The organism is Gluconobacter sp. (assembly GCF_047722525.1).
Lineage (GTDB): Bacteria > Pseudomonadota > Alphaproteobacteria > Acetobacterales > Acetobacteraceae > Gluconobacter.
In genome coordinates this window covers 331,945-355,153 of record NZ_JBDNYY010000001.1, presented here as the reverse complement: position 1 = coordinate 355,153, position 23,209 = coordinate 331,945, and the positions used below count along the sequence as shown (strand labels likewise).

Below are 23,209 nucleotides of genomic sequence, written 5' to 3'. Positions count from 1 at the left end.
TTCAAGAGAAATCAGCTGGCGCTCCATTGTCCTTTAAATTCAGTCTGCTGGATTATTAGCCTTATAGGCTTTGAGAAGAACCTTCTGCATTTCTGCATCGGGCGCTCCGAGAAAATCCTGTTTCAACGGCCCGTCCTGTTTGATGCTCAACAGCCCCCATGCGGCTGAATGGTCTTTCGCAAACACAACCTCAAGCTGTTCTGCTGCACAGTCATGAGGTCGACACATATATCCCAGAAAATAGGATTTGCCTCCAAGGGTGAAATCGCTGACGGGCCCCGATGTCGCATGCGCCGTCGTGACCCATGAGGGCAACGTCACCATAGCCTGATAGGCCTGCCGGAACCCCTGTGTCTTGGCCAGATCGGCAGTTATCGGAGGGCTGGCTGCCGAGGCGGTCTGAAGCGCCGCACATGCGAGCATGGCGGGTAGCAGTCTGGTTATGTGCATTATCGTGACCTTTAGAAGGCATTCACGCTTTTCAACAGAACGCCCTGTTTTTCAAGTTTTTCCAGAGTGGCTTTTGGATCAGCTGCAATCCCCCGACAGGCCTCGGGAATGACGTCAGTCTGATAGCCGCAACCCACGGCATCCAGCGCTGTGGCCATAACGCAGTAATCAAGAGCCAGTCCGCAGACGACCACATGGTTGATGCCGAGACCTTGTAACAACCCGTCCAGACCGGTGGAAGTTGCACGGTCGTTGTCCAGAAATCCCGAATAGCTGTCCCTGTCCTTAAGGACACCCTTGCGCACGATATGCGTCACAGGCTCGGGGAAGAGTGTGTCTGGAAAATCCGCCCCATGAGTTCCGGCGACGCAGTGAGACGGCCAGGGACCACCCTCTGTGCGGAATGAGCAATGATGAAGGGGATGCCAGTCCTGTGTTGCGATAACAGCCCTGAACGGGAGTCTGGCGAGCGCATTGACGGCCCTGAGAATGCTATCCCCGTCCGGGACGGCAAGAGCGCCACCGGGCAGGAAATCATTCTGGATATCGACAAGAATGAGAGCGGAGCGGCTGAGATCGGTCATACCCATGATCTAAGCAGGCTCCGTCAGCCGACGGAAGTCAGTTCAGACGTGTCACCAGCAACTGGTTGATTCTGAAACCTTCCACATCCACGACTTCAAACCGGAATCCGGATGACTGCACACTGTCCGCCTTGCGCGCCATGCGACGGAGGCGGTTCATGACGAAGCCGCCAACGGTGTCGAAGTTCTGGGCATCGTCAAACATGGGGATGTCCAGTTCACGAATGACATCGCCAATGGGTGCTGCGCCATCGATCAGCCAGGATTTTTCGTCGCGGCGGACGATGGCCTGTTCTTCGAACGGGCTGACCAGACCGTCCATCAGGGCGCCCATGATGTCCTTGTAGGTGATGAGGCCCACAACCAGGCCATACTCGTTGACGATCAGGGCGAATCCAGCGGAATGGGCTTCGAACTGGGCCAGTGTCTCCCACAGGTTCAGCGTGTCGGGGAGGGAAAGCACGTCGCGCCGCATTTTGAAGATCTGGCTGGCGACGGGTGCAAGACCTGTGCTCTTGGGCTGCGGTTCGTCCACTACCGCCACCAGAACGTCTTCTGCGCGGATGGAGCCTATGACCTTGTCGAGGCCGCCATCGCACAGCGGATAGCGCGAATACGGGCGCACCCGGACCTTGTCGCGCTGGCTTTCCGGGCTTTCCTGCACGTCGAGGAACACGATCTCGTCGCGCGGGGTCATGGCTGAGGTGACGGCGCGGTCCTGAAGGCCGAGGACGTTCTGGATCATCTGGTGTTCTTCTTCCAGAAGCACACCCGAGGCTGTTCCGGCTGCGAGAATGGCCCGCAGGTCTTCCGGCGTTACGGGCTCGACGGTGGCCGCGGCCGGGATCTTGAGAAGTCTGAGCAGCCAGTCGGAAATCTTCGAGAAAACCAGAACGGCCGGATAGAGAACCTTGAGGGCAACAGCCGGGAACCAGCCGACCTTGAGCGCGATCCGGTCCGGGGCGTTCATGGCGATCCGCTTGGGCAGAAGATCGGCGAACAGGACGAACAGGCCGGTGATCAGGATGAAGGAGCAGGCCGAGCCCAGCTTGTTGGCCAGCGCCGGGCCCGTCCCGAGAACACGGAAGCCTTCCGCAATCGGGTCGCTCAGCATGGATTCGCTGATGATGCCGCCCAGAACCCCGACCGCGTTCAGGCAGATCTGAAGGACCGTGATGACCTGACCGCTGTTGCGGCGCAGTTTGAGGAATGCGACGGCTCTTGGATCCCCTGCTTCCGCTTTGGAGCGCAGCCGCACATCACGTGCGGCGGCAAAGGAGATTTCGGACAGCGAGATCAGCACGGAGACGCCAATCAGCGCGACCGTGGCGGCAAGGCCCAGCAGGAGAAGGACAATCTGGTGCTGGGAAGAGGGGGAAACTGACATGCGGGAGGCGTTATACCCTGAAAAGGCGCCCTGTTACCAACTTTCTCGCGGGTGTGTTTCTACGGCTTTCTTACAGTCCCGCGAGCGTGCGCCAGCCACTCTCATCGACGGTCTTGATCCCGAGTTCGGCCGCTTTTTTCGCTTTTGAGCCAGCTTTTTCTCCCAGCACAACCAGGGATGTCTTTTTCGAGACGCTGTCGGTGACCTGTGCCCCCAGTCGCTCGGCGATGGCCTTGGCTTCAGGGCGGCTCATGGTGGTCATCGTGCCGGTGAAGACAATGACCTTTCCGGAAAGATGCCCTTCCGATGGGGTTTCTTCGGGGATGATGTCCGTGAGCTCCGAAGCCAGATCGTCGAGCGTTTCGACATTGTGGCTTTCTGAGAAGAAGGCGGAGAGTTCATCGGCGATTGCGTCACCCACGCCCATGATTGCACCAAGGGCGGCACGCTCCTCGGAGTCCGGGCGGGCGGCCAGCATGGCGGCGCGCCAGTTCCCGAAGGTCTGGTAATGGCGGGCAAGGAGTTGGGCGTTGCGCTCTCCGATCCGCCGGATGCCAAGGCCGAAAATCAGGCGGGACAGCGGTATGGTCCGGCGTTCGTCGATGGCGCGAAGGAGATTGTCCACGGACAGTCGGCCCCAGCCGTCACGCTGGAGGAGGGTATCTTCATGGGCGCGCAGGCGGAAAATGTCGCCGGGCGTGCGGATATAGCCGGCATCATGGAACTCGCGGATACTGCGTTCGCCGAGACCGTCAATGTCGAAGGCGTTGCGCGAGACCATGTGGATCAGGCGTTCCACGACCTGCGCTTCGCAGGTCAGGCCGCCTGTGCAGCGGCGGACGGCTTCGCCATGTATGCGCTCGGCGAGCGATCCGCAGACGGGGCAGTGGTCGGGATAGACGAACGGCTCCGAACGAGGCGCCTCGCTCGGGACAGGTCCAAGGATCTGCGGGATGACGTCGCCTGCGCGCTGAAGACGGACCAGATCACCGACACGAACATCCTTGCGGGCGATTTCGTCCTCGTTGTGCAGGGTGGCGCGCGAGACGATGACGCCGCCGACATTGACAGGCTCCAGATGGGCGACCGGAGTCAGGGCTCCTGTCCGGCCGACCTGGATCTCGATCTCCCGCAGGCGCGTGATGGCCTGTTCGGCGGGAAACTTCCATGCGATGGCCCAGCGTGGCGCGCGGCCCACGAAACCGAGCCGGTCCTGAAGAGTGATATCGTCCAGTTTGAAGACGATGCCGTCGATATCGTAATCCAGCCCCGAACGTTCGCGGGCAAGCTTCTCGACATAGGCGGGGATATCCCGGGCATGGGCGATCATCTGCGAGAGCGGATTGACCCTGAAGCCCCAGCATCGCAGCTTTTCCAGATAGTCCCAGTGCGTCGGGGCGACGGGCGAGGAGGTGTAGCCCTGCGCATAGGCAAACATCGACAGGGGACGGCTGCGGGTGATTTCCGCATCGAGCTGGCGGAGGGAGCCGGCGGCGGCGTTGCGGGGATTGGCGAAAGGCCGGGCACCGCGGGCAATCTGCTGTTCGTTGAGCGTCAGAAAGCTGCTTTTGGAGAGGAAGACTTCGCCACGGATTTCGAGACGCTCGGGGGCATCTGAGGGAAGTTCGTGCGGAATATCATTCAGGGTCAGCAGGTTGGCTGTAACATCCTCGCCTTCGATGCCATCACCGCGCGTGGTCCCGCGTACGAAGCGGCCGTGCTCGTAAGTCAGGCTGATGGACAGGCCGTCGATCTTGGGTTCGGCCACGAACTGGAGGGCCTGCAACTTCTCCTCGTCCAGCCCCAGAAAACGCCCGACTTTCGAGACGAAGCCGTCGAAACCTTCGGGGTCGAACACGTTATCGAGTGACAGCATCGGCACGAGATGGCGGTATTTCCCGAACGCGGAATCAGGTGCGGCACCAACGCGCTGGCTGGCGCCGCCTTCGGTCCGCAGCTCCGGATGGGCTTCTTCAAGGGCCAGAAGCTCCCGCCGGGCCGCGTCATAAACGGCATCGGAAACCTCGGGCGCGTCATGGCCATGATAAGCCTCGTCCCACCGCGCGAGGTCCGCTTCGAGTTCAGCGTGACGCTCGGCGGCAGATACAGGGGCAATGGTCATGAAATCTGATGTCCCAGAAGGCTGTCGGCAGCCCCGCGGGCTGCGTCGGTAATGGTATCGCCCGCGAGCATCCGGGCGATTTCCTCACGCCGGGCGTCATGGGGCAGAGGCTCGGCCAGGGTTTCGGTGCGTTCGTTGCGGACACGCTTGGCGATCCGCAGGTGATGGTCGCCGCGTGCCGCAACCTGTGGGCTGTGGGTGACGACCAGAACCTGCACGTCCTGCGCGACTTTGTGCAGCCGGTCGCCGATGGAGGAGGCGGTTGCCCCCCCGACGCCGGAATCGACCTCATCGAACACGAGGGTGCCCACGTCGGAGCGTTCGGCCAGAACCACTTTCAGCGCCAGCATGAGGCGCGAGAGTTCACCGCCGGACGCCACCTTGGCGAGAGGGCCAGGGGACTGTCCGGGATTGGCGGCGATCAGGAAGGAGGCCTGCTCCATGCCCTGACTGTTCCAGTGGTCAGGCTCGAGCGGGAGGAGCGAGACGATGAAGCGGGCGCGTTCCAGCTTGACGGGACGCAGTTCTGCACTGACGGCCTTTTCAAGTTTTTCGGCGGCTTTCCGGCGTGCGGCAGAGAGCGTGCGTGCGGCGTCCTCATATTCGAGACGGGCTTCGGTCAGGGCCGTTTCCAGCCGTGCCAGTTCGGCATTCCCGGAATCGAGGGCCGCCAGCCGTTTCTTCAGGTCTGCGAGAAAGCCGGGAAGTTCCGCGACCGACACGTTGTGTTTGCGGGCTTCGGCACGGAGGGCAAAAAGACGCTCTTCCGTCTCTTCCAGCAACCGGGGATCGCCTTCCGTATCGGCTGCAAGGCGGCTGAGCAGCATTTCGGCTTCGGCAAGGGCCTCTTCGGCTTTTCCAAGTGCATCGAGCGCATCCTGAGCCTGCGTCTGATGACTGTCCGAGAGGGTTTCGGTTTCCGTTGGCGCAGGCAGAAGTCTGGCCAGGGCACGGCTTGCCGAGCGCAGGGCGGCGGCGGGCGCGGAGGAGCGGCGATCACGCGGGGTCAGCTCCGATAACGCTGCGGCAACGGCCTCCCCGCGGCGCTCATCGCGCTGCAGGCTGACGCGTATTGCGGCCAGGGCATCTTCTTCCCCTTCCTGTGGGGCCAGCCGCTCCAGATCATCGACTGTCTGGCGCAACCATTCTTCTTCGCGGGCCGCGGTTTCCATATCATTGCGGGCGGCTTTGAGGGCGCTGCGTGCCGCCGCCCATTGCCGGAAGCTGCGGGCTGTTTTGTCCCTGAGGGCGGGGGCTGTCCCGAAGGCATCCAGCAGATCGAGATGGGTGCTCTGGTCGGCAAGCCCCATCTGTTCATGCTGGCCCTGGATTTCCACGAGATGTGCGCCCACACGTCGCAACAGGCCGACGCCGACCGGCTGATCGCAGATATAGGCGCGCGAGCGGGCGTCCGGGGTCACGATGCGCCGCAGGACAACCGGGTCCGTCGGGTCTTCGCGAACGATGCCGTGTTCATCGAGCAGGGCGAAAACGGGATGGTCGGCGGAGATTTCGAAAATGGCCGATACGCTGGCCTGCGTGGCTCCCGAGCGCACGAGGCCGCCGCTTGCGCGCTCTCCGAGGGCGAGGCCCAGACTGTCGAGCAGGATGGACTTGCCGGCGCCGGTCTCGCCAGTCAGGACCGTCAGACCAGGGGCGAGACCAAGATCGAGCTTTTCGATCAGAACGACATCGCGGATCGAGAGATGTGTCAGCATGACAGCAATGTTGGGAGTGTGACGGCCTGTTTCAAAGGGCCAGTATCAGAAGACGCTGTGCCACATCCGGGAGAAAAATCCGCGATGGCTCTGCTCGGTGTGGTGAACGACCGGTTTCTTGAGATCGCCCTTGAGCAGCTTGTTTTCCCGAAGATCATTATAGGCATAACGATACCACTGGCTGTCGGGATAGTTGTAGCCGAGAACGGCGGCGGTCTGATGCGCCTGATCCTTCAGGCCGAGGGCCAGATAGACCTCGACCAGACGTTCCAGGGCTTCGGCGACGTGATTGGTCGTCTGATAGTCCTGAACGACGCGCTGGTAGCGGGTCATGGCCGCTTCATAGTTGCGCTGCTGCTGATACCAGCGCCCGACCAGCATTTCCTTACCTGCGAGATGGTCGCGGCACAGATCGATCTTCAACTGGGCATCACGGGCATAGGATGTCTGCGGGAAGCGGGTGATGACCTCTTCCAGCGCGTCCAGTGCTTCGACCGTACCCTGCTGGTCACGCTCGACATTTGCGATCTGCTCGTAATAGCAGAGCGCGCGGAGATACCATGCATAGGCAGCGTCGGGGCTGGTCGGGTGCAACTGCAGGTAGCGTTCGAGCTGCTGGACCGAAAGCGCGTATTCACCCTGAAGGTAGTAGGAATACCCCTCCATGAGTTCCGCGTTCCCCGTGAAGCCGGAATAGGGGTAGTTCTGCTGAAGCAGTTCGAACTCGCCACCTGCCAGCTCATAATGCCCCGTATGAAGGGCATCGATTCCGTAATTGTACAGGGTCTCGGCATCAGCGGTTTTGGGAATCGCAGGCTTTTCATGCTGATGCGAAAATATTGAACAGCCGGAAAGCAGCAGAAATCCGCTGACAGCCGCAGCTCTCAGAATGAAACCACCATTCGTGACCGATGCTTCAAAATGACGCTGAGTGCTGCTTGTCATACCTGCTCTTCCCGTGGAAGCCCGTCTTATATCACGGGAATGCGCCGACGAAAGACCTGCCATGCGTCTCAGGCAGCAACGCGCGTGCGCAGGGCCTTGGGAACGGCTCGGGATGAGCCGGTGGGTACGAAACGCCAGTTGGCAGCATCGGCAAAGACGGCACGCAGAAGTCTGTTATTGAGGGCATGTCCGGATTTGTGACCAATAAAACCAGCCTGCATCCTGTGGCCGGTGCAATAGAGATCTCCAATGGCGTCGAGTAATTTGTGGCGGGCAAATTCGCGCTCGATTTTCAGGCCGGCGGGATTAAGGATATTTTCGCCATCCACGACGACGGCATTGTCCAGAGACCCGCCGCGCGCCAGACCAATACTCTGAAGATACTCGATATCCTGCCGGTTGACGAAGGTGCGGCAGAACGCGACTTCTTCCATGAAACGATGTTCGTCAAGCTGCATGGCGTAACGCTGGTTCCCGATGGCCTGAGCCGCGAAGCTCAGCGAAATGGCCAGGGAAAGCCCGCGCTGGGCCGGGCGCAGTTCGGCGAAAGCACCGTTCTCGCCTTCGACCCGGACGTCACGCAGGATTTCAATGACCTGTCGGGGCGTGTCCAGCATCCTGCGGCCCGCGCAGTGGATCAGGAAGGCAAAGGCGTCCGATGCTCCATCCAGAACCGGCAGTTCGGGGCCACTGACGGAAATCAGGATATTGTCGATTTCACAGGCGTTGAGGGCCGCCATCAGATGTTCGATCGTTGCAACGCGCCGGGAGGGATCGGTTTTACACGCCACTACGGTCGAAAGACGGGTGTCCACGATATGGTCGTAGAGGGCAGGGAAGGAGGGAGATCCCTCGATGTCGGAACGCTGGAACCTGACACCCGTATTCGCGGGCGCAGGGGAAAGAACCAGATTGACGGTCACGCCACTATGCAGGGCGATCCCCTGACAGTGAATGGGGTTGGCAAGGGTCGTTTGCAGGTTTTTCGAACCGCTGCGCTCCGGGCGGGCGGGCGAACTGTCAATGCCGGACAGCGTCTCCAGTCCCGCATCAACGCCTTTCGCCGTGTTGCCACCATGCGTGAGCGTAACCTGCATAAAGCCTCCGAAAAATCTGATCCCGAAGACTAGAAAACAGATACCGAGGCTCAGTTCCAGTCAACGATTGTTGCCGGATATTACCCCCTCACCGTGAGGGTGAGGGGAAAGCAGGTCAGCGGCGCAGATAGGTGGGAATATCCAGGTTGGAATCATCCCCATTACCGGATGGCTGCTCCGGATGCTGGGGAGGCTGCTGCTGATACCCGTCACGGGTGCCGGGTTCCATGCGCTGCTGGGGTTGCTGCTGCGTGGACTGCTGTGGCTGCTGGGGAGGGCGGCTGCGGAAGGCGCCTGTGACCAGACCGAACAGGCTGCGCGGTGGTTCGGCCTGAGGCTGCGGCGCATGGCGCGACGGATCAGAGAACAGTCCGGCACGCGGCGAAGGCTGATGTGCGTTCTCCTGACGTGAAGGCTGTGCTTCAGGGCTGGCAGGCTGGGCAACCGGAGCTTCCTGCGGGACCTGGGGTGCGGTGTTCTGTGCCGGTGCCTGATGGGAGTCGATCGCAAAATTCGGGCGTGGCGGCCCTCCTGCATAGGTGGAACCGGGCTGGAAAGACTGTGCTGCGGCCCGGGATGCCGGATTGTCGCGCGGAGCCGGTGTGGCGGCAGAGTTCGTCTGGGGTGCCGCTGCCTGCCGGGGTTCGCTCGGAGCGGACGGATCCTGCCGGGGCTGTGTATCAATGCCGGTTGCGACGACCGAGACACGGACGCGGCCATTCAGCTTTTCGTCGATCAGTGCACCGAAAATGATGTTGGCGTCGTCGGCCACTTCCTCACGGATACGGTCTGCGGCGGCATTGACTTCATAAAGTGTCAGGTCCTCGCCGCCGGTGATGTTGATGAGGAGGCCACGTGCGCCAGCCATCGACGCATCTTCCAGCAGCGGGTTGGAAATCGCGCGCTCGGCGGCCAGCACGGCACGGTCTTCCGCGTCTTCCTCACTGGATGCCTCGCCCGTCCCCATCATGGCCTTGCCCATCTCTTCCATCACGGCCTTGACGTCCGCGAAGTCGAGATTGATGAGGCCCGGGGAGACCATGAGATCCGTAATGCCGCGCACGCCCATGTTCAGGACGTTGTCGGCCATGCGGAAGGCTTCACGGAAGGTCGTGTTCTGCGTCGCCGAATTGAACAGGTTCTGGTTCGGGATGACGATCAGCGTATCGACATGCTTCTGCAGTTCGGCAATGCCGTTTTCTGCGGCCGTCGTACGGCGGCGGCCTTCGAAATTGAAAGGCTTGGAGACAACGCCAACTGTCAGAACGCCCCGCTCACGGGCCATGCGTGCAATGACCGGAGCGGCGCCCGTCCCCGTGCCGCCACCCATGCCAGCCGTGATGAAGACCAGATTTGCACCTTCAAGCTGCCGGTCGATTTCCTGCGCAGCTTCTTCGGCGGCTTCGCGACCGATTTCCGGTTTTGCACCTGCACCCAGACCACGCGTCAGATGTGGGCCAAGCTGGACGCGGCGTTCGGCTTTTGAATGGGCAAGCTGCTGGGCATCGGTGTTGGCAACGACGAACTCCACGCCCTTGAGTTCAGACGCGATCATGTTGTCGACGGCATTCGTACCGCCACCACCAACGCCGATCACGGTAATCCGTGGCGCCAGTTCAACGTGGGAATTGGGAGTAGGAGTAAGATTCAGCGTCATGATCTGGTCCGGAACTGCATGAAAGCGACAGGTGAGGGCGTTATGATCTGTAGTAGCTTATACATTGTTGCGTATGAAGCCTACGAGACGTTTAACAAGTCCGCGAGGTCTTGGTTCAGGAGCGGAAATATCTCCGAAATCCCGATCCGCACCCGCTGCCCAGGCCAGAAGCCCCGCAGCGGTTGAAAAGCCTGCCGAAGCCGCGGCCGTCTCTGGCAGGCCATAAATGTTCTGGGGTTTCCCCATCCGGACAGGCCGGCCCAGAATACGGGTGGCAACGGGCACGATTCCTTCGAGCAGCGACGCGCCGCCTGTCAGGACGACCCGACCATTTGCCAGTCGGCCCAGCCCTGCGTTGTCGAGCGACTGCCGGACGAGTTCGAGCGTCTCCTCGATCCGGGGCTGGATGACGGAAATGACCTTGGAACGCTGAAGCCGGACCAGCCGGTCGCTGTTTTCGCCGATGAGGGGAACCGAGAGGATTTCCCGCTGGTCGTCCGAACCCATCTGCGCTGCGCCATACATCGTCTTCAGGCGTTCGGCTGTTTCCAGCGAGGTCGAAAGTACGCCCGCGATATCGCGCGTCACATGCAGGCCCCCAACCCGGATCTGGGCCGTGTGGAGCAGCTTGCCTTCGCAGAAAACCGCAAGAGATGTCGTGCCGCCGCCCATTTCCACGACCGTCACCCCGAGTTCGCGTTCTTCGGCGGCAAGGACAGAAACGCCGGACGCGAACGGGCTTGCAACCAGCCCATCCAGCTTCAGTTCTGCATGTTGCAGGACGGCGTCCAGGGTGCGGAGCGCGCTGGAGTTCATGTCCACGACATGCATCCGCGTGGCCAGTTCTTCGCACTGATGCCCGATCGGGTCGGCGATTCCGGGGATGGAATCAACGACATATCCGATAGGGAGCGTATGGATGACTTCGCGGCCTTCCATCCAGGCGCGGGCCTGTCCTTCCGCGATCAGGCGCTGTACGTCTCCAGCCGTGACCTCCCGGCCCCCGATCGGGATCTGGGCGTCTACCAGACGGCTCAGAGGGCGGCCGCAGGACAGGTTGACGACGAGCGAATCCATACGGCGCTCGGCGGCTTCCTCCGCCTGTCCGACTGTGGCGCGGATTGCGGCTTCGGCTTCCCGGATATCGACGATGGACCCGGAACGGATGCCATGGGAGCGGCGCCATCCATAACCCAGAACCTGAATGGAGCCATCGGCCTCACCCTTTCCGATGAGGCAGGTCATTTTGGTCGTGCCGATATCCAGTGCGCCGAAAATCCCCGGACGCCAGGAGATGTTCCGCTGGGTTTCCTCCGGGGGGAGGGGCAGGATGTCGCGTGGAACCCGGTTGACGCCAACGTCACGTTCGCCACCGACGGGAATGAGGGACCGGCCCCTCAGACCGCCCCGGCGACGGAATGCCGGAAGATCTGACATGGAGGTAAGGTCATTCATGGCTGCTTCGTGCCGTCTGCTGGTGGTGGAGGTGAGGACGGATCGGCTTTTGCCTTGTCCGGCGTTGGTGCCGGGGGCTGCGGCGGCTGGTGAACCACCATCCGGTCGGGAAGGCGCAGGTCGATCGACTGAACCGGTCGTTCCAGCAGGCGCATGCTCTGCTGATAGCGGGCCAGACGTGTAAACGCCGCGGCTTCCTCGCCTTCAGGCAGAAGAACTGTCGTCCCGTCCCTGAGGGTGGCGTTCCATCGGCGGTTGCCCACGCGGATCAGGGCCGTCACCTGACTTTTGACCAGCGGTTCCTTGTTCAGGGCATCGATCACGCTGGCTGCTGCCGTATTCGCGCCTTCACCCACGACCAGAGGCAGTTGCAGGAATGCCTGGGCATTTTTCCCCGTCATGCCCTGATCGGGAACCTCTTCTCCCGCCCGGTTGATGAGCATGAAGTGCCCCCGGTCCTGCCAGACGGCAATCGGGGTGCGCTCAACAAGGGTAATGATGACCGTATCGGGCATGTGCCGTTCGGCGGTCGCGTGATCAATGAACGGAAGTTCATCCAGCCTCTGACGGGCGGCCTCGACGGAAAATCCGAAGATGGGATGGCCGATCGAGGTTCCCAGAGCCTCCCCGATCGAGGCTTCGCTGGTCATGCCCCGACCGTTGATGACGATATGGCGGATGGGCAGCGGCTCCATTTCGACCAGTCGGGCCCGCATCGGGGCAAAGCGCTCTTCGGAGGCCGCGTCATACAGAAGACGCATGGCCGCCCCGGCAATCCCCATCACAACCAGAAACACGATCGCAGGCCGGACCAGCCGCCGTTGCCGGCGCCAGAACAGCTTTGCCCGTGAAGGGCGGTCTTCCTGGGGCGGCAGGGCCCCGGAATAGCGCTCCCGGACAAAATCGTCTCTCTGAAAGGACGGATCCTCCCGCATCAGCGCGTCAGTGCCTCCCGGACCATCCAGTCACACAGTTCCGGATAGGAAATCCCGCAATAGGCCGCCTGTTCCGGAAGCAGGGAGGTCGGTGTCATTCCCGGCTGTGTGTTGACCTCGAGAATGACAAGCGTGTCGGTGTCCTCGTCGTAGCGGAAATCCGTGCGGCTGGCGCCCTGACAGCCCAGCGTCTGATGAGCACGCAGGGCGTAATCGAGCGCGCGGTCCGTCACGGCTTTGGGCAGTTCCGCAGGGACCACATGGCGTGAACCGCCCGCCTTGTACTTGGCTTCGAAATCATAGAACGCAGCCGTCTCGCAGGGCAGGATATCCGTGACGGCCAGAGCCCGGTCTCCCATGACGCCTGCGGTCAGCTCGCGGCCGGGAATAAAGCTCTCGACCAGTGCGTCTTTTCCGAAGCGCCAGGTCTGTGCGATCTCGGTGCGGCGGTTATCTCCCGTCCGCACGATCTCGACCCCGACGGAGGAGCCTTCGGCGACCGGCTTGATGACGTAGGGAGCCGGAAGCGGGTCGGCTTCGGCCAGTTCATCGACTGTCACGACACGTCCCTGCGCCACGGGCAGGCCGGCAGCGGCCAGCAGGATGCGAGTGGCACCCTTGTCCATCGCGACGGCCGAAGCACGGATGCCGGAATGGGTGTAGGGCAGGTTGAGCCATTCCAGCACACCCTGAATGGCGCCATCCTCGCCGCGCGGGCCGTGCAGGGCGTTGAAAACGACGTCCGGGGCAGCGGCTTTCAGGCTGGCGATGGTCGTTGCGATATCCGGACCGACATCGATTGGCGTGACGTCATGTCCCTTTTCGCGCAGGGCTTCGACCGCGGCCTCCCCACTGACGAGACTGACAGGCCGCTCACTGGATGTTCCCCCCAACAGGACTGCGACCTTCATACCGTCTGTTCTCCTTCGGATTTGCGTCCGATGCGTTTGATTTCCCAATGCAGGTCCACGCCGCTCTGTGCCAGCACTTTTTCGCGCACGGTTTCGCCCAGCGTTTCCAGATCTGCGCTGCTGGCCTGTCCCAGATTGAGCAGGAAGTTGCAGTGCTTTTCGCTGACCTGTGCATCGCCGATCTTCAGACCACGGCAGCCGGCTTCGTCGATCAGTTGCCAGGCCTTGTGGCCATCGGGGTTGCGGAAGGTGGAGCCGCCGGTTCGGGCCCGCACGGGCTGCGAGGCCTCGCGTGAGGCGCGGATATCCGCGATGCGGTTGCGGATGGCGTCTGCGTTGTCTGGTGTGCCGCGCAGGCTGGCGCGGATCACCAGGCTGCCTTCTGGAAGGTCCGAATGGCGATACGCAAAACCGAGGTCGTTATGGGACAGGCGGCGCAGATCGCCTTCAGCCGTCAGGATGTCCGCCCATTCCAGAACGGCATTGATATCCGATCCGTAGGCGCCCGCGTTCATGCGGACGGCGCCACCGATTGATCCCGGGATGCCTGCCAGGAACTCCAGTCCTGCAAGACCGGCAGCGGCGGCATGTTCGGCCACGGTGATGTCGAGGGCGGCCGCGCCCACGATCAGACTGTTGCCCTGAACGGTGATGTCCGCAAAGCCACGCGCCAGCCGGATGACCGTACCGACAATGCCGCCGTCGCGGATGATGACGTTCGAGCAGGCACCCAGAACCGTGACCGGCATGGAGATCGGCTTTTCGCGCAGGAACAGGGCCAGATCGTCCTGATCTTCGGGGACGAACAGCCAGTCCGCGGGACCACCCACGCGGAACCAGGCACGGGGGCCAAGTGGGGCGTTCGGGGTCAGTCTGCCGCGCAGGCCCGTGATGGGAAAATCGCTGCTGACCGTCATACGGCGCCTTCGGTCGCGGTCTGGCGGTTCAGGGCTTCGAGCTGGGCGGGAAGGGCCTGCGCCCACTGGGTGATGGTGCCGGCGCCGAGGCAGACGACGTAATCGCCGGGTTTGGCGATGGCGTTGATCATTTCCGGCAGGTGTGCGGGATTGGGAAGAGGCACGACGGACCGATGCCCACGATCGCGCAGGCCTTCGACGAGCGCATCACGGCCTGCGTCTTCGATCGGCGTTTCGCCTGCCGCGTAGACGTCTGCCACGATGACCGTGTCGGCGTCGTTCATGCAGGTGCAGAACTCGTTGAACAGGACCTTCAGGCGCGAATAGCGATGCGGTTGCATGACGGCGATGACGTTGCGCGCGCCAGCCTGACGGGCGGCCTTGAGTACAGCGGCGATTTCGACCGGGTGATGACCGTAATCATCAATGATCGAGATGCCGTTATATTCGCCCGTGCGCGTGAAGCGGCGCTTGACACCCTTGAACGTCGTCAGGGCGGACGCGATCACGGAATCACTGATTTCCATTTCCAGCGCGACGGCGATGGCGGCGAGGGAGTTCAGGACGTTGTGGTGTCCGAGCATCGGCAGGCGGAACGGACCGGCGCGGCGCGAGCGGTTGCGCTGGCGGTTGGTGACCACGACCTCGAACGTGGCACCCCGTTTGTCCATGACGACCTTCTCGGCGCGGATATCGGCCTGCGGGCTGAAGCCGTAGGTGATGACGCGATGATCGGACAGGCGCGGGATCATCTGCTGCACCTGCGGGTGATCCACGCACAGGACTGCAAAACCGTAGAACGGGATGTTCGAGACGAACTGGTCGTAACCGGCCTGCATGGCCTCTTCCGTGCCCCAGTGATCCAGATGTTCCGGATCCATGTTCGTCACGACGGCAATCACGGCTGGCAGGCGCAGGAAGGAGCCGTCGCTTTCGTCGGCTTCGACGACCATCCAGTCGCCCGAACCCATACGGGTGTTGGTGCCGTAAGCCTCGATGATGCCGCCATTGATGACGGTCGGGTCCAGACGGGCATGTTCGAGCACGCAGGCCACGAGGCTGGTGGTCGTCGTCTTGCCATGCGTGCCGCCGATGGCGACAGACCAGCGCAGACGCATCAGTTCGGCCAGCATTTCCGCACGACGTACGACCGGAATGAGCTTGGCGCGGGCCGCCACGACTTCCGGGTTGTCCTTCTTGACAGCGGTGGACGTCACGACGACCTGAGCATCACCGAGATTGGCTGCGTCATGACCGATATGCACGATGATGCCAGCCTGGCGAAGGCGCTCGACATTGGCGCCCTCGGCGATATCGGAACCCTGCACCTTGTAGCCGAGCATGTGCAGGACCTCGGCGATGCCGGACATGCCGATGCCGCCGATACCGACGAAGTGAATGGTTCCGATGTTCAGGGGCAGGGCGCGCATGGGGCAGGTACTCTTGGGCAGGAACGATAAAAACAGGGATCAGGACCGCAGGGCGGACTCAATCAGATCAGCGACTTTTGCGGCAGCATGAGGGCGCGCGCACAGATGAGCAGCTTTTGCTGCGTTTTCGAGCTTTTCTGGATGAGAAAAGAGGTCTGTCAGCAGAGCCGTCAGGGCTGCGGGCGTGAAATCGGGCTGGCGGACCATCCAGGCAGCGCCAGCATCGACGAGCGCCTGACCATTCGCGCCCTGTTCATCAGAGGCTGCGATGGGCAACGGCACCAGAATGGACGGTCGGCCGGACATGGCCAGCTCCGCAACCGAAGAACCGCCTGCGCGTCCGATCACGAGATGAGCGTTTTTCAGGCAGGCCGGAACATCCGTGAAGAAGGGGGCGGCCTCGACCTCGATCCCCGCATTTTCATAGATGGTGCGGACGCGGTCCAGATCATCGGCCTTGATCTGCTGTGTGACTTTCAGGCGTTTCCGGAACTCGGCAGGAAGGGCAGCCAGTGCCTGTGGCACGATCTCGGAAAAGACCCGCGCGCCCAGCGACCCACCCCAGACCAGAAGGTTGATCCTGTCTTGGGGAGGGACATAGACATGTCCGAACAGCGCCTCGATGCCTGTGCGGACCGGCATCCCAGTCAGCGTCGTCTGCGCGTTTTTGGGAAGCCGGGCGACATTTGCGTAGGATGTGGCGATCAGCGGCGAAAAGCGGGACAGGAAGGCGTTGGCCTGCCCGAGCACGGCATTGCCCTCATGAATGACCATCTGCGGGCGCTTTGCGGAAGGCAGAAGGCGCGATGCGGTCAGAGGCGGGATGGACGGATAGCCACCGAAACCCACGACCGCCGCTGCATCAAGGGTGTTCAGAACCCGTCGTGCTTCCATCATGCCGCGCAGCAGGGCGAGTACGCCACGGACTTTCCCGCCAATGCCTTTACCGGCCACGCCCGCGCCATCCAGCACATATTGCGGGCGGTCCTTGAACAGGCCGGTTTCGCGGCGTCCATGCCGGGCGTCCGTCATCAGGACAAGGTCGTGACCCCGTTCCGCGAGCACGGTTGCGACGGCTTCGGCCGGGAAGAAATGTCCGCCCGTGCCACCGGCGGCGATAACGATGGGGCGGCTCACGGCGCGTTCCTCTCAAACAGCGGGCCCTGCCTGTAAGAAGCAGAGGTTTTTTGACCGATCCTGCTCTGGCCGACGTGATGACGTGTCAGGGCCAGAACCATACCCATGGTCAGGGCCACCGACATTGCCGAACTGCCGCCATAGGAGATGAAGGGCAGCGTCATGCCCTTTGTCGGGATCAGATGCAATGTCGAACCCATGTTGACGAAAGCCTGAAGACCAAAACCTGTCACCAGTCCCGCGGCGGAGACGATGACGAACGGATCGTCCTCATGCATCAGCTTGAGCAGGGTGCGCAGGACGATGATCCCGAAGAGCAGGATGATGCCGATGCACAGGATCAGGCCGTATTCCTCACCAGCGACGGCAAAGACGAAGTCGGCATGGGCATCGGGCAGCAGATCCTTGACCCGGCCTTCACCCGGACCGCGACCCAGCAGGCCGCCATTTCCGAAAGCGCGCAAAGCGGTGTCGATCTGGTAATGGTCGCCCACGTCGGGGTGAAGGAAGCGCTGCACGCGCGACTGGACGTGCGGAAAAACGATATAGGCCACGGCGAACGCGCCTGCCATGCCGGCGACGCACAGTCCGACCCAGTAGAGCTTGAGGCCGTCCACGAAAAGCTGGGTCATGAAGACCATCGTGATGACGGACAGCATGCCGATGTCCGGCTGCGATTTCAGCAGCACCAGAATGACCCCGAAGCACAGGAAGGCAATCAGCATGCCTGGAAACGCGACGTTGCCCCACATCACGACGGAACGGCGCGCGGAAAGCAGCCAGCCGGTCACGACAGCAAAGCAGGGCTTGAGGAACTCGGAAGGCTGAACCGACATCATCGGCAGTGCGATCCACCGGCGCGCGCCTTTGATTTCCATGCCGTGCACCAGCGTCATGGCCGTAGCACCCAGCGCAATGATGCCGCCGATGATGGCGAGTTTCCTGATGGCCTGCCGGGACAGGTAGGACGTCCCAAGCACGATCGCTCCGGCCAGTGTCAGGAAGATCACCTGCTTGAGGATGAACATGTTGCGCGAGGCGCCAATGCGGGATGCGACGGCAGGGCTGGCCGCGAGCATCAGGACATAGCCAAGCCCGATCAGCAGCCCCACACAGGCCAGCGTCACACGGTCCAGGTTGCGCCACCAGCGGCCAATCGCAGAGGCATCGACACGGGACAGTCCCGACATGCTGTCAATCCTCCTGCTTCTGCGTGAGCGTGGTGCCCGAATGACCTGATTTCACAATATTATCGCAAATCTGAAGAAAGTGTGAACCACGATCCTCGAAACTGCGAAATTGATCGAAACTTGCACAGGCGGGTGAGAGCAGGACGACGGGGATTGTTGCCCGAAGCGCCGCGCTGAAGGCCGTTGGAACCGCTTTTTCCAGAGTTCCGCACTGATGGACGGGTACGCCATGCGCTGCCAGCGTTCCAGCCAGAACATCTGCATCCTGTCCGATCAGAAAGGCCTCCGCGATGTGATCGAAAAAGGGTGTGAGATTTTCAATGCCACCGGCTTTTGCGACACCGCCTGCAATCCACATGACCCTGTCATAGGACGCGAGCGCCTTGGATGCGGCCTCGGCATTCGTGGCCTTGCTGTCATTGATGAAGGAGACACCATCGCATTCAGCGACTTTCTGCAGGCGATGCTCCAGACCGGGAAAGGATTTCAGGCCGGTGCAGATCTGATCATCGGCAAGCCCGAGATGGCGTGCGATGGCCCAGGTCGCTCCCACATTCTGGGCATTGTGTCGTCCGGGAAGGGCAGGGCCTTCAAATGGTGGCAGGGCATCCGCGTCCAGTTCAACGACCTGCACGCCGCGTAATGCGACCTGAGTGGCGATAGAGCGGCACCAGTCGTCGTCCATGCCGATCACGGCCAGATCGTCGGGGCCCATATTATCGAAGACATGGGCCTTGGCGGCGGCATAGCCAGCCATATCGCCGTGGCGGTCCAGATGGTCAGGTGTGAGGTTCAGCAGGCAGGCGGCACTGGCATGAAACCGGTCCAGCCGTTCGAGCATGTAAGACGACATTTCGATGACGTACACACCGTCATCGGGCAGGAGCGGCAATGCCAGCGATGCCGTTCCGAGATTGCCGCCTGCTGCACAGGGGCGACCGGCAACCGTGAAGAGATGGGCGATCAGGGCCGTCGTCGTCGATTTCCCGTTCGTGCCGGTAACGGCGATGAAGGCTGCCTTTGAACCGGATTTCCGGACGGCGCGATACAGGATCTCGGCGTCAGACAGGATCTGCACATTCTGCGCGCGTGCGAGCTCGGCGACGGGATGAGCCTTGGGCAGGAGATGCGGAATACCGGGCGACAGGATCAGCGCCGTCATGCCGGACAGATCGGTCAGGGGTGCAACCGTCAGGTTCGGGTGCGCGGGCAGATCAGCATTGCGATCATCCCAGGCCTGTACCTGTGCGCCCATGTCCAGCAGCGCGCGCACAACAGCCGTGCCGTTGCGCCCCAGACCGCAGACGGCGTAACGTTCGCCTGCCAGAAGGGTGGGTGAAAAGCCGCTCATCGCAGTTTCAGCGTCGCCAGACCGCACAGGCCGAGGACGATGGAGACGATCCAGAACCGGATCACGATCTTTGGCTCCTGCCATCCCTTTTTCTCGAAATGATGGTGCAGCGGTGCCATGAGGAACACGCGCCGGCCCGTGCGTTTGAACCAGAAGATCTGGATGACGACAGAGAGGGTTTCGGCCACGAAGACGCCGCCCACGATGCACAGGACGAGTTCATGCTTGGTCGCGACGGCAATGGCTCCGAGGGCGCCGCCGAGGGACAGGGAGCCGGTATCGCCCATGAAAACGGCGGCCGGAGGGGCATTGAACCACAGGAAACCGAGGCCCGCTCCAATCAGGGCCGCGCAGAAAACCGCAAGTTCGCCTGTCCCGGGAACCGGGTGAAGTTGCAGGTAGTCGGCGAAGACGTGGTTGCCGACCAGATAGGAAATCAGGGCGAAGACCAGGGCTGCGATTACGACCGGGACGATGGCCAGACCGTCCAGACCGTCCGTGAAGTTCACGGCGTTGCCGAAGCCTGTGATGGTGATCATCGCAAAGATCGGGAAGGCGTATCCCAGCGGCAGCAGCACGTCCTTGACGAATGGAAAGGCGACCATGTTGCGCAGTTCCGGCGGTGTCAGGGACTGGAGCCAGATCCCGGCAACCAGCGACGCCAGGAACTCGCAGCCCAGTCGGGTCCGCTTGGAAACACCGGTCGTGTTACGTTTGGAGAGTTTGAGGTAGTCATCGGCAAAACCGACGGCCCCGAAGGCCGCCGTGGTCAGCATGACTGCCCAGACGAAGCCATTTGTCAGATCTGCCCAGAGCAAGGTGGCTGAGAACAGCGCGATCAGGATCAGCATGCCGCCCATGGTGGGGGTGCCAGCCTTTTCCAGAATATGCCGCTCGGGGCCGACGGTGCGGATTGGCTGGCCTTCGCGCTGGATGCGCTTGAGCTGTGCGATGAAGGGGTTGCCCAGTGCCAGCGAGATGACCAGTGCCGTCAGGCAGGCGCAGCCCGAACGGAACGTCAGGTAATGGAACAGGTTGAAGAACCCGCCATGGGACGTGTCATGGGCGGCGATGAGATTGAAAAGCATCAGGCAGAAACCGGGCTGGAAGCGTTGTCGAGGACTGAGATCACGTCACGCATCCGGCTGCCGAAGCTGCCTTTCACGAGCAGAAGATCACCGGGGCGAAGGGCTTTGAGGAGCAGGGGCGCCAGAGAGGCGGCATCAGCGGCGTATCCTCCCTGCAACTCGGGCGGAAGCGCGTCGTAGAGCGCGCGCATATGAGGGCCGCAACAGAAGGCGAGGGCTTTGGTGGCCTGCACGGCGTCTGCCAGAGAGCGGTGTTCGGCATCGGCGAATGTGCCGAGTTCACGGATGTCCCCCAAGGCCGCGACATGGCGCTGTGCCGGCAGAAGGGCCAGTGTGGCCAGTGCCGCGCGAACACTGGGCGTGGACGCGTTATAGCTTTCGTCCAGAAGACGGACGTCGTTCAGGATTGTACGGATCTGCCCGCGTCCTGCACCCGGCACGAAACTCCGAAGGGCTTCAGCGGCCACGCCGACCTTTTCACCAAGGGCCGCAACGGCGCCGAGGGCCAGAGCGGCATTGCGGGCGAGATGCTCACCCGGCGCGGTCAGTGTCACGTTCTGGAGGCCTTCGGGCATGTGAAGTGAAAAATGACTGCCTTCTGCCGAACAGTGCAGATTGTGGATCTGAAGCTGTGCTGTTTCGGAGAAGCCTGAACGCCAGAGGGCACATCCTTTCGGAAGAGCGGCCGTAAAGAATGCCTGCCCCTGTGCATCATCGGGCACGATCGCAATGCCGCCGGACGCAAGTGCGCCGAACAGGGAGGCCTTTTCCTGCGCGATCGCCTCGATGCTGCCCATATGACCGAGATGCGCTGTGCCGATCGTGGTGATGACGGCCACATCGGGACGGACCTGAGAGGCAAGGGGAGCGATTTCTCCCACATGGTTCATGCCGATCTCGCTGATGCAGAACCGTGCATCCTGCGGCAGTCGCGCCAGCGTCAGGGGAACGCCCCAGTGATTGTTGTAGGACGCGACGGCGGCATGGGTCGGGCCGATGGCGGACAGCGCGACCTTTAGCATGTCCTTGGTCGTCGTCTTGCCCACGCTCCCGGTGATGGCGACGACTTTGCCGCGAAACCGGGCGCGGGCATAGCGGCCCAGCTCCACCAGTGCGGTCATGGTGTCCGGAACGGTCAGGAGGCGCGGATCGTCCAGTCCGGTGGTGTCATGCACGAGGACGCAGGCTGCGCCCTTGTCCAGCGCCTGCCGGATGTGGGCGTGGCCGTCGCTGGTCTCGCCACGCAGGGCAATGAACAGGTCTCCGGGTGCGAGCGTTCGGGTGTCGATCGAAATGCCCGTGACGCGGACATCCGCTTCAAGGGTTCCGCCTGTTGCGGCCCGAAGGTCTGCACTGTTCCACAGGACGCTCACGCTGCACCTGCCAGTTCACGGATGACGAGACGGTCGTCGAAGGGCAGGACGTCTGTTCCCACGATCTGGCCCTGCTCATGCCCCTTGCCTGCCACGACCAGAATGTCGCCGGGATTCAGGGTTTCGAGACCTGCTGCGATGGCGCTGCGACGGTCTGCGATTTCCAGCGCATCAGGGCAGGCGGCTCTGATCTCGGAGCGGATGGTGGCCGCCTCTTCCGTGCGGGGATTGTCGTCCGTGACGATCGCTACATCGGCCATCCGGGCGGCAACGGCGCCCATCAGGGGGCGTTTGCCACGGTCACGGTCACCGCCTGCGCCGAAGACCACGACCAGTTTTCCGCTGGTATGGGGACGCAGGCTGGACAGGACGCAGTCGAGGGCGTCAGGGGTATGGGCATAATCGACATAGGCCGCCGCGCCGCCGGGCAGTTCGACCGCCCGTTCGCATCGTCCGTGGACGCCTGTCAGACGCGGCAGAAGTGCGAGAACCTGCCGGGCGTCGGCGTCGTTGCCCCAGCACATGGCCGCCGCCAGCATCACGTTGTCGGCCTGAAAGCGTCCGGGCAGGGAGAGAGACATTTCGGGCAGTTCCTCGCCATGCAGGGCCAAACGCAGGATTTGTCCGGAAGGCGTGGGCCGTGCCTCGATCAGGCGCAGGGTCGTTCCGTTGCGTCCGACACTGCGCAGGTCCAGGCCACGGCGTTCTGCAATGGCCTGAAGGGCTGCGAGCGTTTCACCGTCCATATCCGCGTTGACGGCCGCGATTCCTCCTGCCGGAAGAACCCCGTCAAACAGGCGCAGCTTTGCCGTGCGGTAGGCTGCGAGCGTCAGATGATAATCGAGATGGTCGCGGGTGAGGTTGGAGAAGCCCGCGGCCGTCAGTCTGACGCCGTCCAGCCGGTGTTGTTCCAGACCATGCGAGGACGCCTCAAGGGCCACATGCTCAACCCCGTTTTGGGCCAGAGCGGCAAGGGTTTGGGACAGGGAGACGGGATCGGGGGTAGTCAGGCTGGGTGGTGGCGGGACGTCCGTATCGGAAACCAGGCCCAGCGTTCCCAGACTGGCGGCGCGGTGCCCCTGAAGGATCCAGAGCTGCCGCAGGAAATCGGCCGTGCTGCTTTTTCCGTTCGTTCCCGTAATGGCCGCGATGCAGGACGGCTGCGGACCGGCGAGGGCGGACGCCATGCGGGCCAGAAGATGCTTGGCATTCGGACGCACGACTACGGGGATTGCGCCACCCGCATTGGTAGTCTCGTGATCCACGATGACCGCAGCAGTCCCCTGCGATGCGGCCTGTGCAATGAAGGCGCTGCCATCCTGCTTTACTCCCCGCAGGGCGAAGAACAGGGCGCCCGGTCCGGCCTTCCGGCTATCGGCCGTTACGGACAGGATATCGGGATCGTCCGTCAGGGGCTGGGACGTGCCGCAGAGGGCGAAGAGCTGGGAGAGGCGCATAAAAC

The 23,209-nt window shown here is 62.3% G+C and carries 19 protein-coding genes; all 19 read right to left on the bottom strand.

Going from position 1 to position 23,209, the window contains the following annotated elements; genetic code table 11:
• Window positions 1–39: 39 nt before the first annotated feature.
• Window positions 40–450, bottom strand: a complete 411-nt coding sequence (locus ABF859_RS01685; protein WP_415525502.1) for an Ivy family c-type lysozyme inhibitor — start codon at window positions 448–450, stop codon at window positions 40–42.
• Between the two features lie 11 nt (window positions 451–461).
• Window positions 462–1,034: an isochorismatase family protein gene (locus tag ABF859_RS01680; RefSeq protein WP_415525680.1), complete on the bottom strand. Its 573-nt coding sequence runs from the start codon at window positions 1,032–1,034 to the stop codon at window positions 462–464.
• A 37-nt stretch (window positions 1,035–1,071) separates the two neighbouring features.
• Entirely contained in the window at window positions 1,072–2,421 is a 1,350-nt protein-coding gene (locus ABF859_RS01675) for a hemolysin family protein (protein ID WP_415525499.1), read from the bottom strand.
• Between the two features lie 70 nt (window positions 2,422–2,491).
• On the bottom strand, window positions 2,492–4,543 hold the full coding sequence (gene ligA, locus ABF859_RS01670; RefSeq protein WP_415525497.1) for an NAD-dependent DNA ligase LigA: 2,052 nt from the start codon (window positions 4,541–4,543) through the stop codon (window positions 2,492–2,494).
• The gene (gene recN, locus ABF859_RS01665) at window positions 4,540–6,261 is read right to left on the bottom strand and encodes a DNA repair protein RecN (protein ID WP_415525495.1); all 1,722 of its coding nucleotides are present in this window, start codon (window positions 6,259–6,261) and stop codon (window positions 4,540–4,542) included. Before recN ends, ligA begins: the two co-directional genes overlap by 4 nt.
• A 45-nt stretch (window positions 6,262–6,306) precedes the next feature.
• A complete protein-coding gene (locus tag ABF859_RS01660) occupies window positions 6,307–7,206 on the bottom strand; it encodes an outer membrane protein assembly factor BamD (RefSeq protein WP_415525493.1) in 900 nt (299 codons plus the stop codon).
• A 68-nt stretch (window positions 7,207–7,274) separates the two neighbouring features.
• Window positions 7,275–8,303 (bottom strand): UDP-3-O-acyl-N-acetylglucosamine deacetylase, encoded by a 1,029-nt coding sequence (lpxC, locus tag ABF859_RS01655; protein ID WP_415525491.1) that lies wholly within the window; start codon window positions 8,301–8,303, stop codon window positions 7,275–7,277.
• Window positions 8,304–8,418: 115 nt separating this feature from the next.
• Window positions 8,419–9,960, bottom strand: coding sequence for a cell division protein FtsZ (ftsZ, locus tag ABF859_RS01650; RefSeq protein ID WP_415525489.1), 1,542 nt, complete (start codon window positions 9,958–9,960; stop codon window positions 8,419–8,421).
• Window positions 9,961–10,017: 57 nt separating this feature from the next.
• Window positions 10,018–11,415, bottom strand: a complete 1,398-nt coding sequence (ftsA, locus tag ABF859_RS01645) for a cell division protein FtsA (protein ID WP_415525487.1) — start codon at window positions 11,413–11,415, stop codon at window positions 10,018–10,020.
• Window positions 11,412–12,350: a cell division protein FtsQ/DivIB gene (locus tag ABF859_RS01640; protein ID WP_415525485.1), complete on the bottom strand. Its 939-nt coding sequence runs from the start codon at window positions 12,348–12,350 to the stop codon at window positions 11,412–11,414. Before ABF859_RS01640 ends, ftsA begins: the two co-directional genes overlap by 4 nt.
• A complete protein-coding gene (locus ABF859_RS01635; protein ID WP_415525483.1) occupies window positions 12,350–13,261 on the bottom strand; it encodes a D-alanine--D-alanine ligase in 912 nt (303 codons plus the stop codon). Before ABF859_RS01635 ends, ABF859_RS01640 begins: the two co-directional genes overlap by 1 nt.
• The gene (gene murB, locus ABF859_RS01630; RefSeq protein WP_415525481.1) at window positions 13,258–14,178 is read right to left on the bottom strand and encodes a UDP-N-acetylmuramate dehydrogenase; all 921 of its coding nucleotides are present in this window, start codon (window positions 14,176–14,178) and stop codon (window positions 13,258–13,260) included. Before murB ends, ABF859_RS01635 begins: the two co-directional genes overlap by 4 nt.
• The gene (gene murC / locus ABF859_RS01625) at window positions 14,175–15,608 is read right to left on the bottom strand and encodes a UDP-N-acetylmuramate--L-alanine ligase (protein WP_415525479.1); all 1,434 of its coding nucleotides are present in this window, start codon (window positions 15,606–15,608) and stop codon (window positions 14,175–14,177) included. Before murC ends, murB begins: the two co-directional genes overlap by 4 nt.
• Before the next feature lie 39 nt (window positions 15,609–15,647).
• A complete protein-coding gene (gene murG / locus ABF859_RS01620; protein ID WP_415525477.1) occupies window positions 15,648–16,745 on the bottom strand; it encodes an undecaprenyldiphospho-muramoylpentapeptide beta-N-acetylglucosaminyltransferase in 1,098 nt (365 codons plus the stop codon).
• Window positions 16,742–17,935: an FtsW/RodA/SpoVE family cell cycle protein gene (locus ABF859_RS01615; RefSeq protein WP_415525475.1), complete on the bottom strand. Its 1,194-nt coding sequence runs from the start codon at window positions 17,933–17,935 to the stop codon at window positions 16,742–16,744. The genes murG and ABF859_RS01615 overlap by 4 nt, the downstream gene beginning before the upstream one ends.
• Window positions 17,936–17,939: 4 nt before the next feature.
• Entirely contained in the window at window positions 17,940–19,286 is a 1,347-nt protein-coding gene (gene murD, locus ABF859_RS01610; RefSeq protein WP_415525473.1) for a UDP-N-acetylmuramoyl-L-alanine--D-glutamate ligase, read from the bottom strand.
• A complete protein-coding gene (gene mraY, locus ABF859_RS01605; RefSeq protein ID WP_415525471.1) occupies window positions 19,283–20,374 on the bottom strand; it encodes a phospho-N-acetylmuramoyl-pentapeptide-transferase in 1,092 nt (363 codons plus the stop codon). Before mraY ends, murD begins: the two co-directional genes overlap by 4 nt.
• Window positions 20,374–21,747 (bottom strand): UDP-N-acetylmuramoyl-tripeptide--D-alanyl-D-alanine ligase, encoded by a 1,374-nt coding sequence (locus ABF859_RS01600; protein WP_415525469.1) that lies wholly within the window; start codon window positions 21,745–21,747, stop codon window positions 20,374–20,376. The genes mraY and ABF859_RS01600 overlap by 1 nt, the downstream gene beginning before the upstream one ends.
• Window positions 21,744–23,204, bottom strand: a complete 1,461-nt coding sequence (locus ABF859_RS01595) for a UDP-N-acetylmuramoyl-L-alanyl-D-glutamate--2,6-diaminopimelate ligase (protein ID WP_415525467.1) — start codon at window positions 23,202–23,204, stop codon at window positions 21,744–21,746. The genes ABF859_RS01600 and ABF859_RS01595 overlap by 4 nt, the downstream gene beginning before the upstream one ends.
• Between the last annotated feature and the right edge of the window lie 5 nt (window positions 23,205–23,209).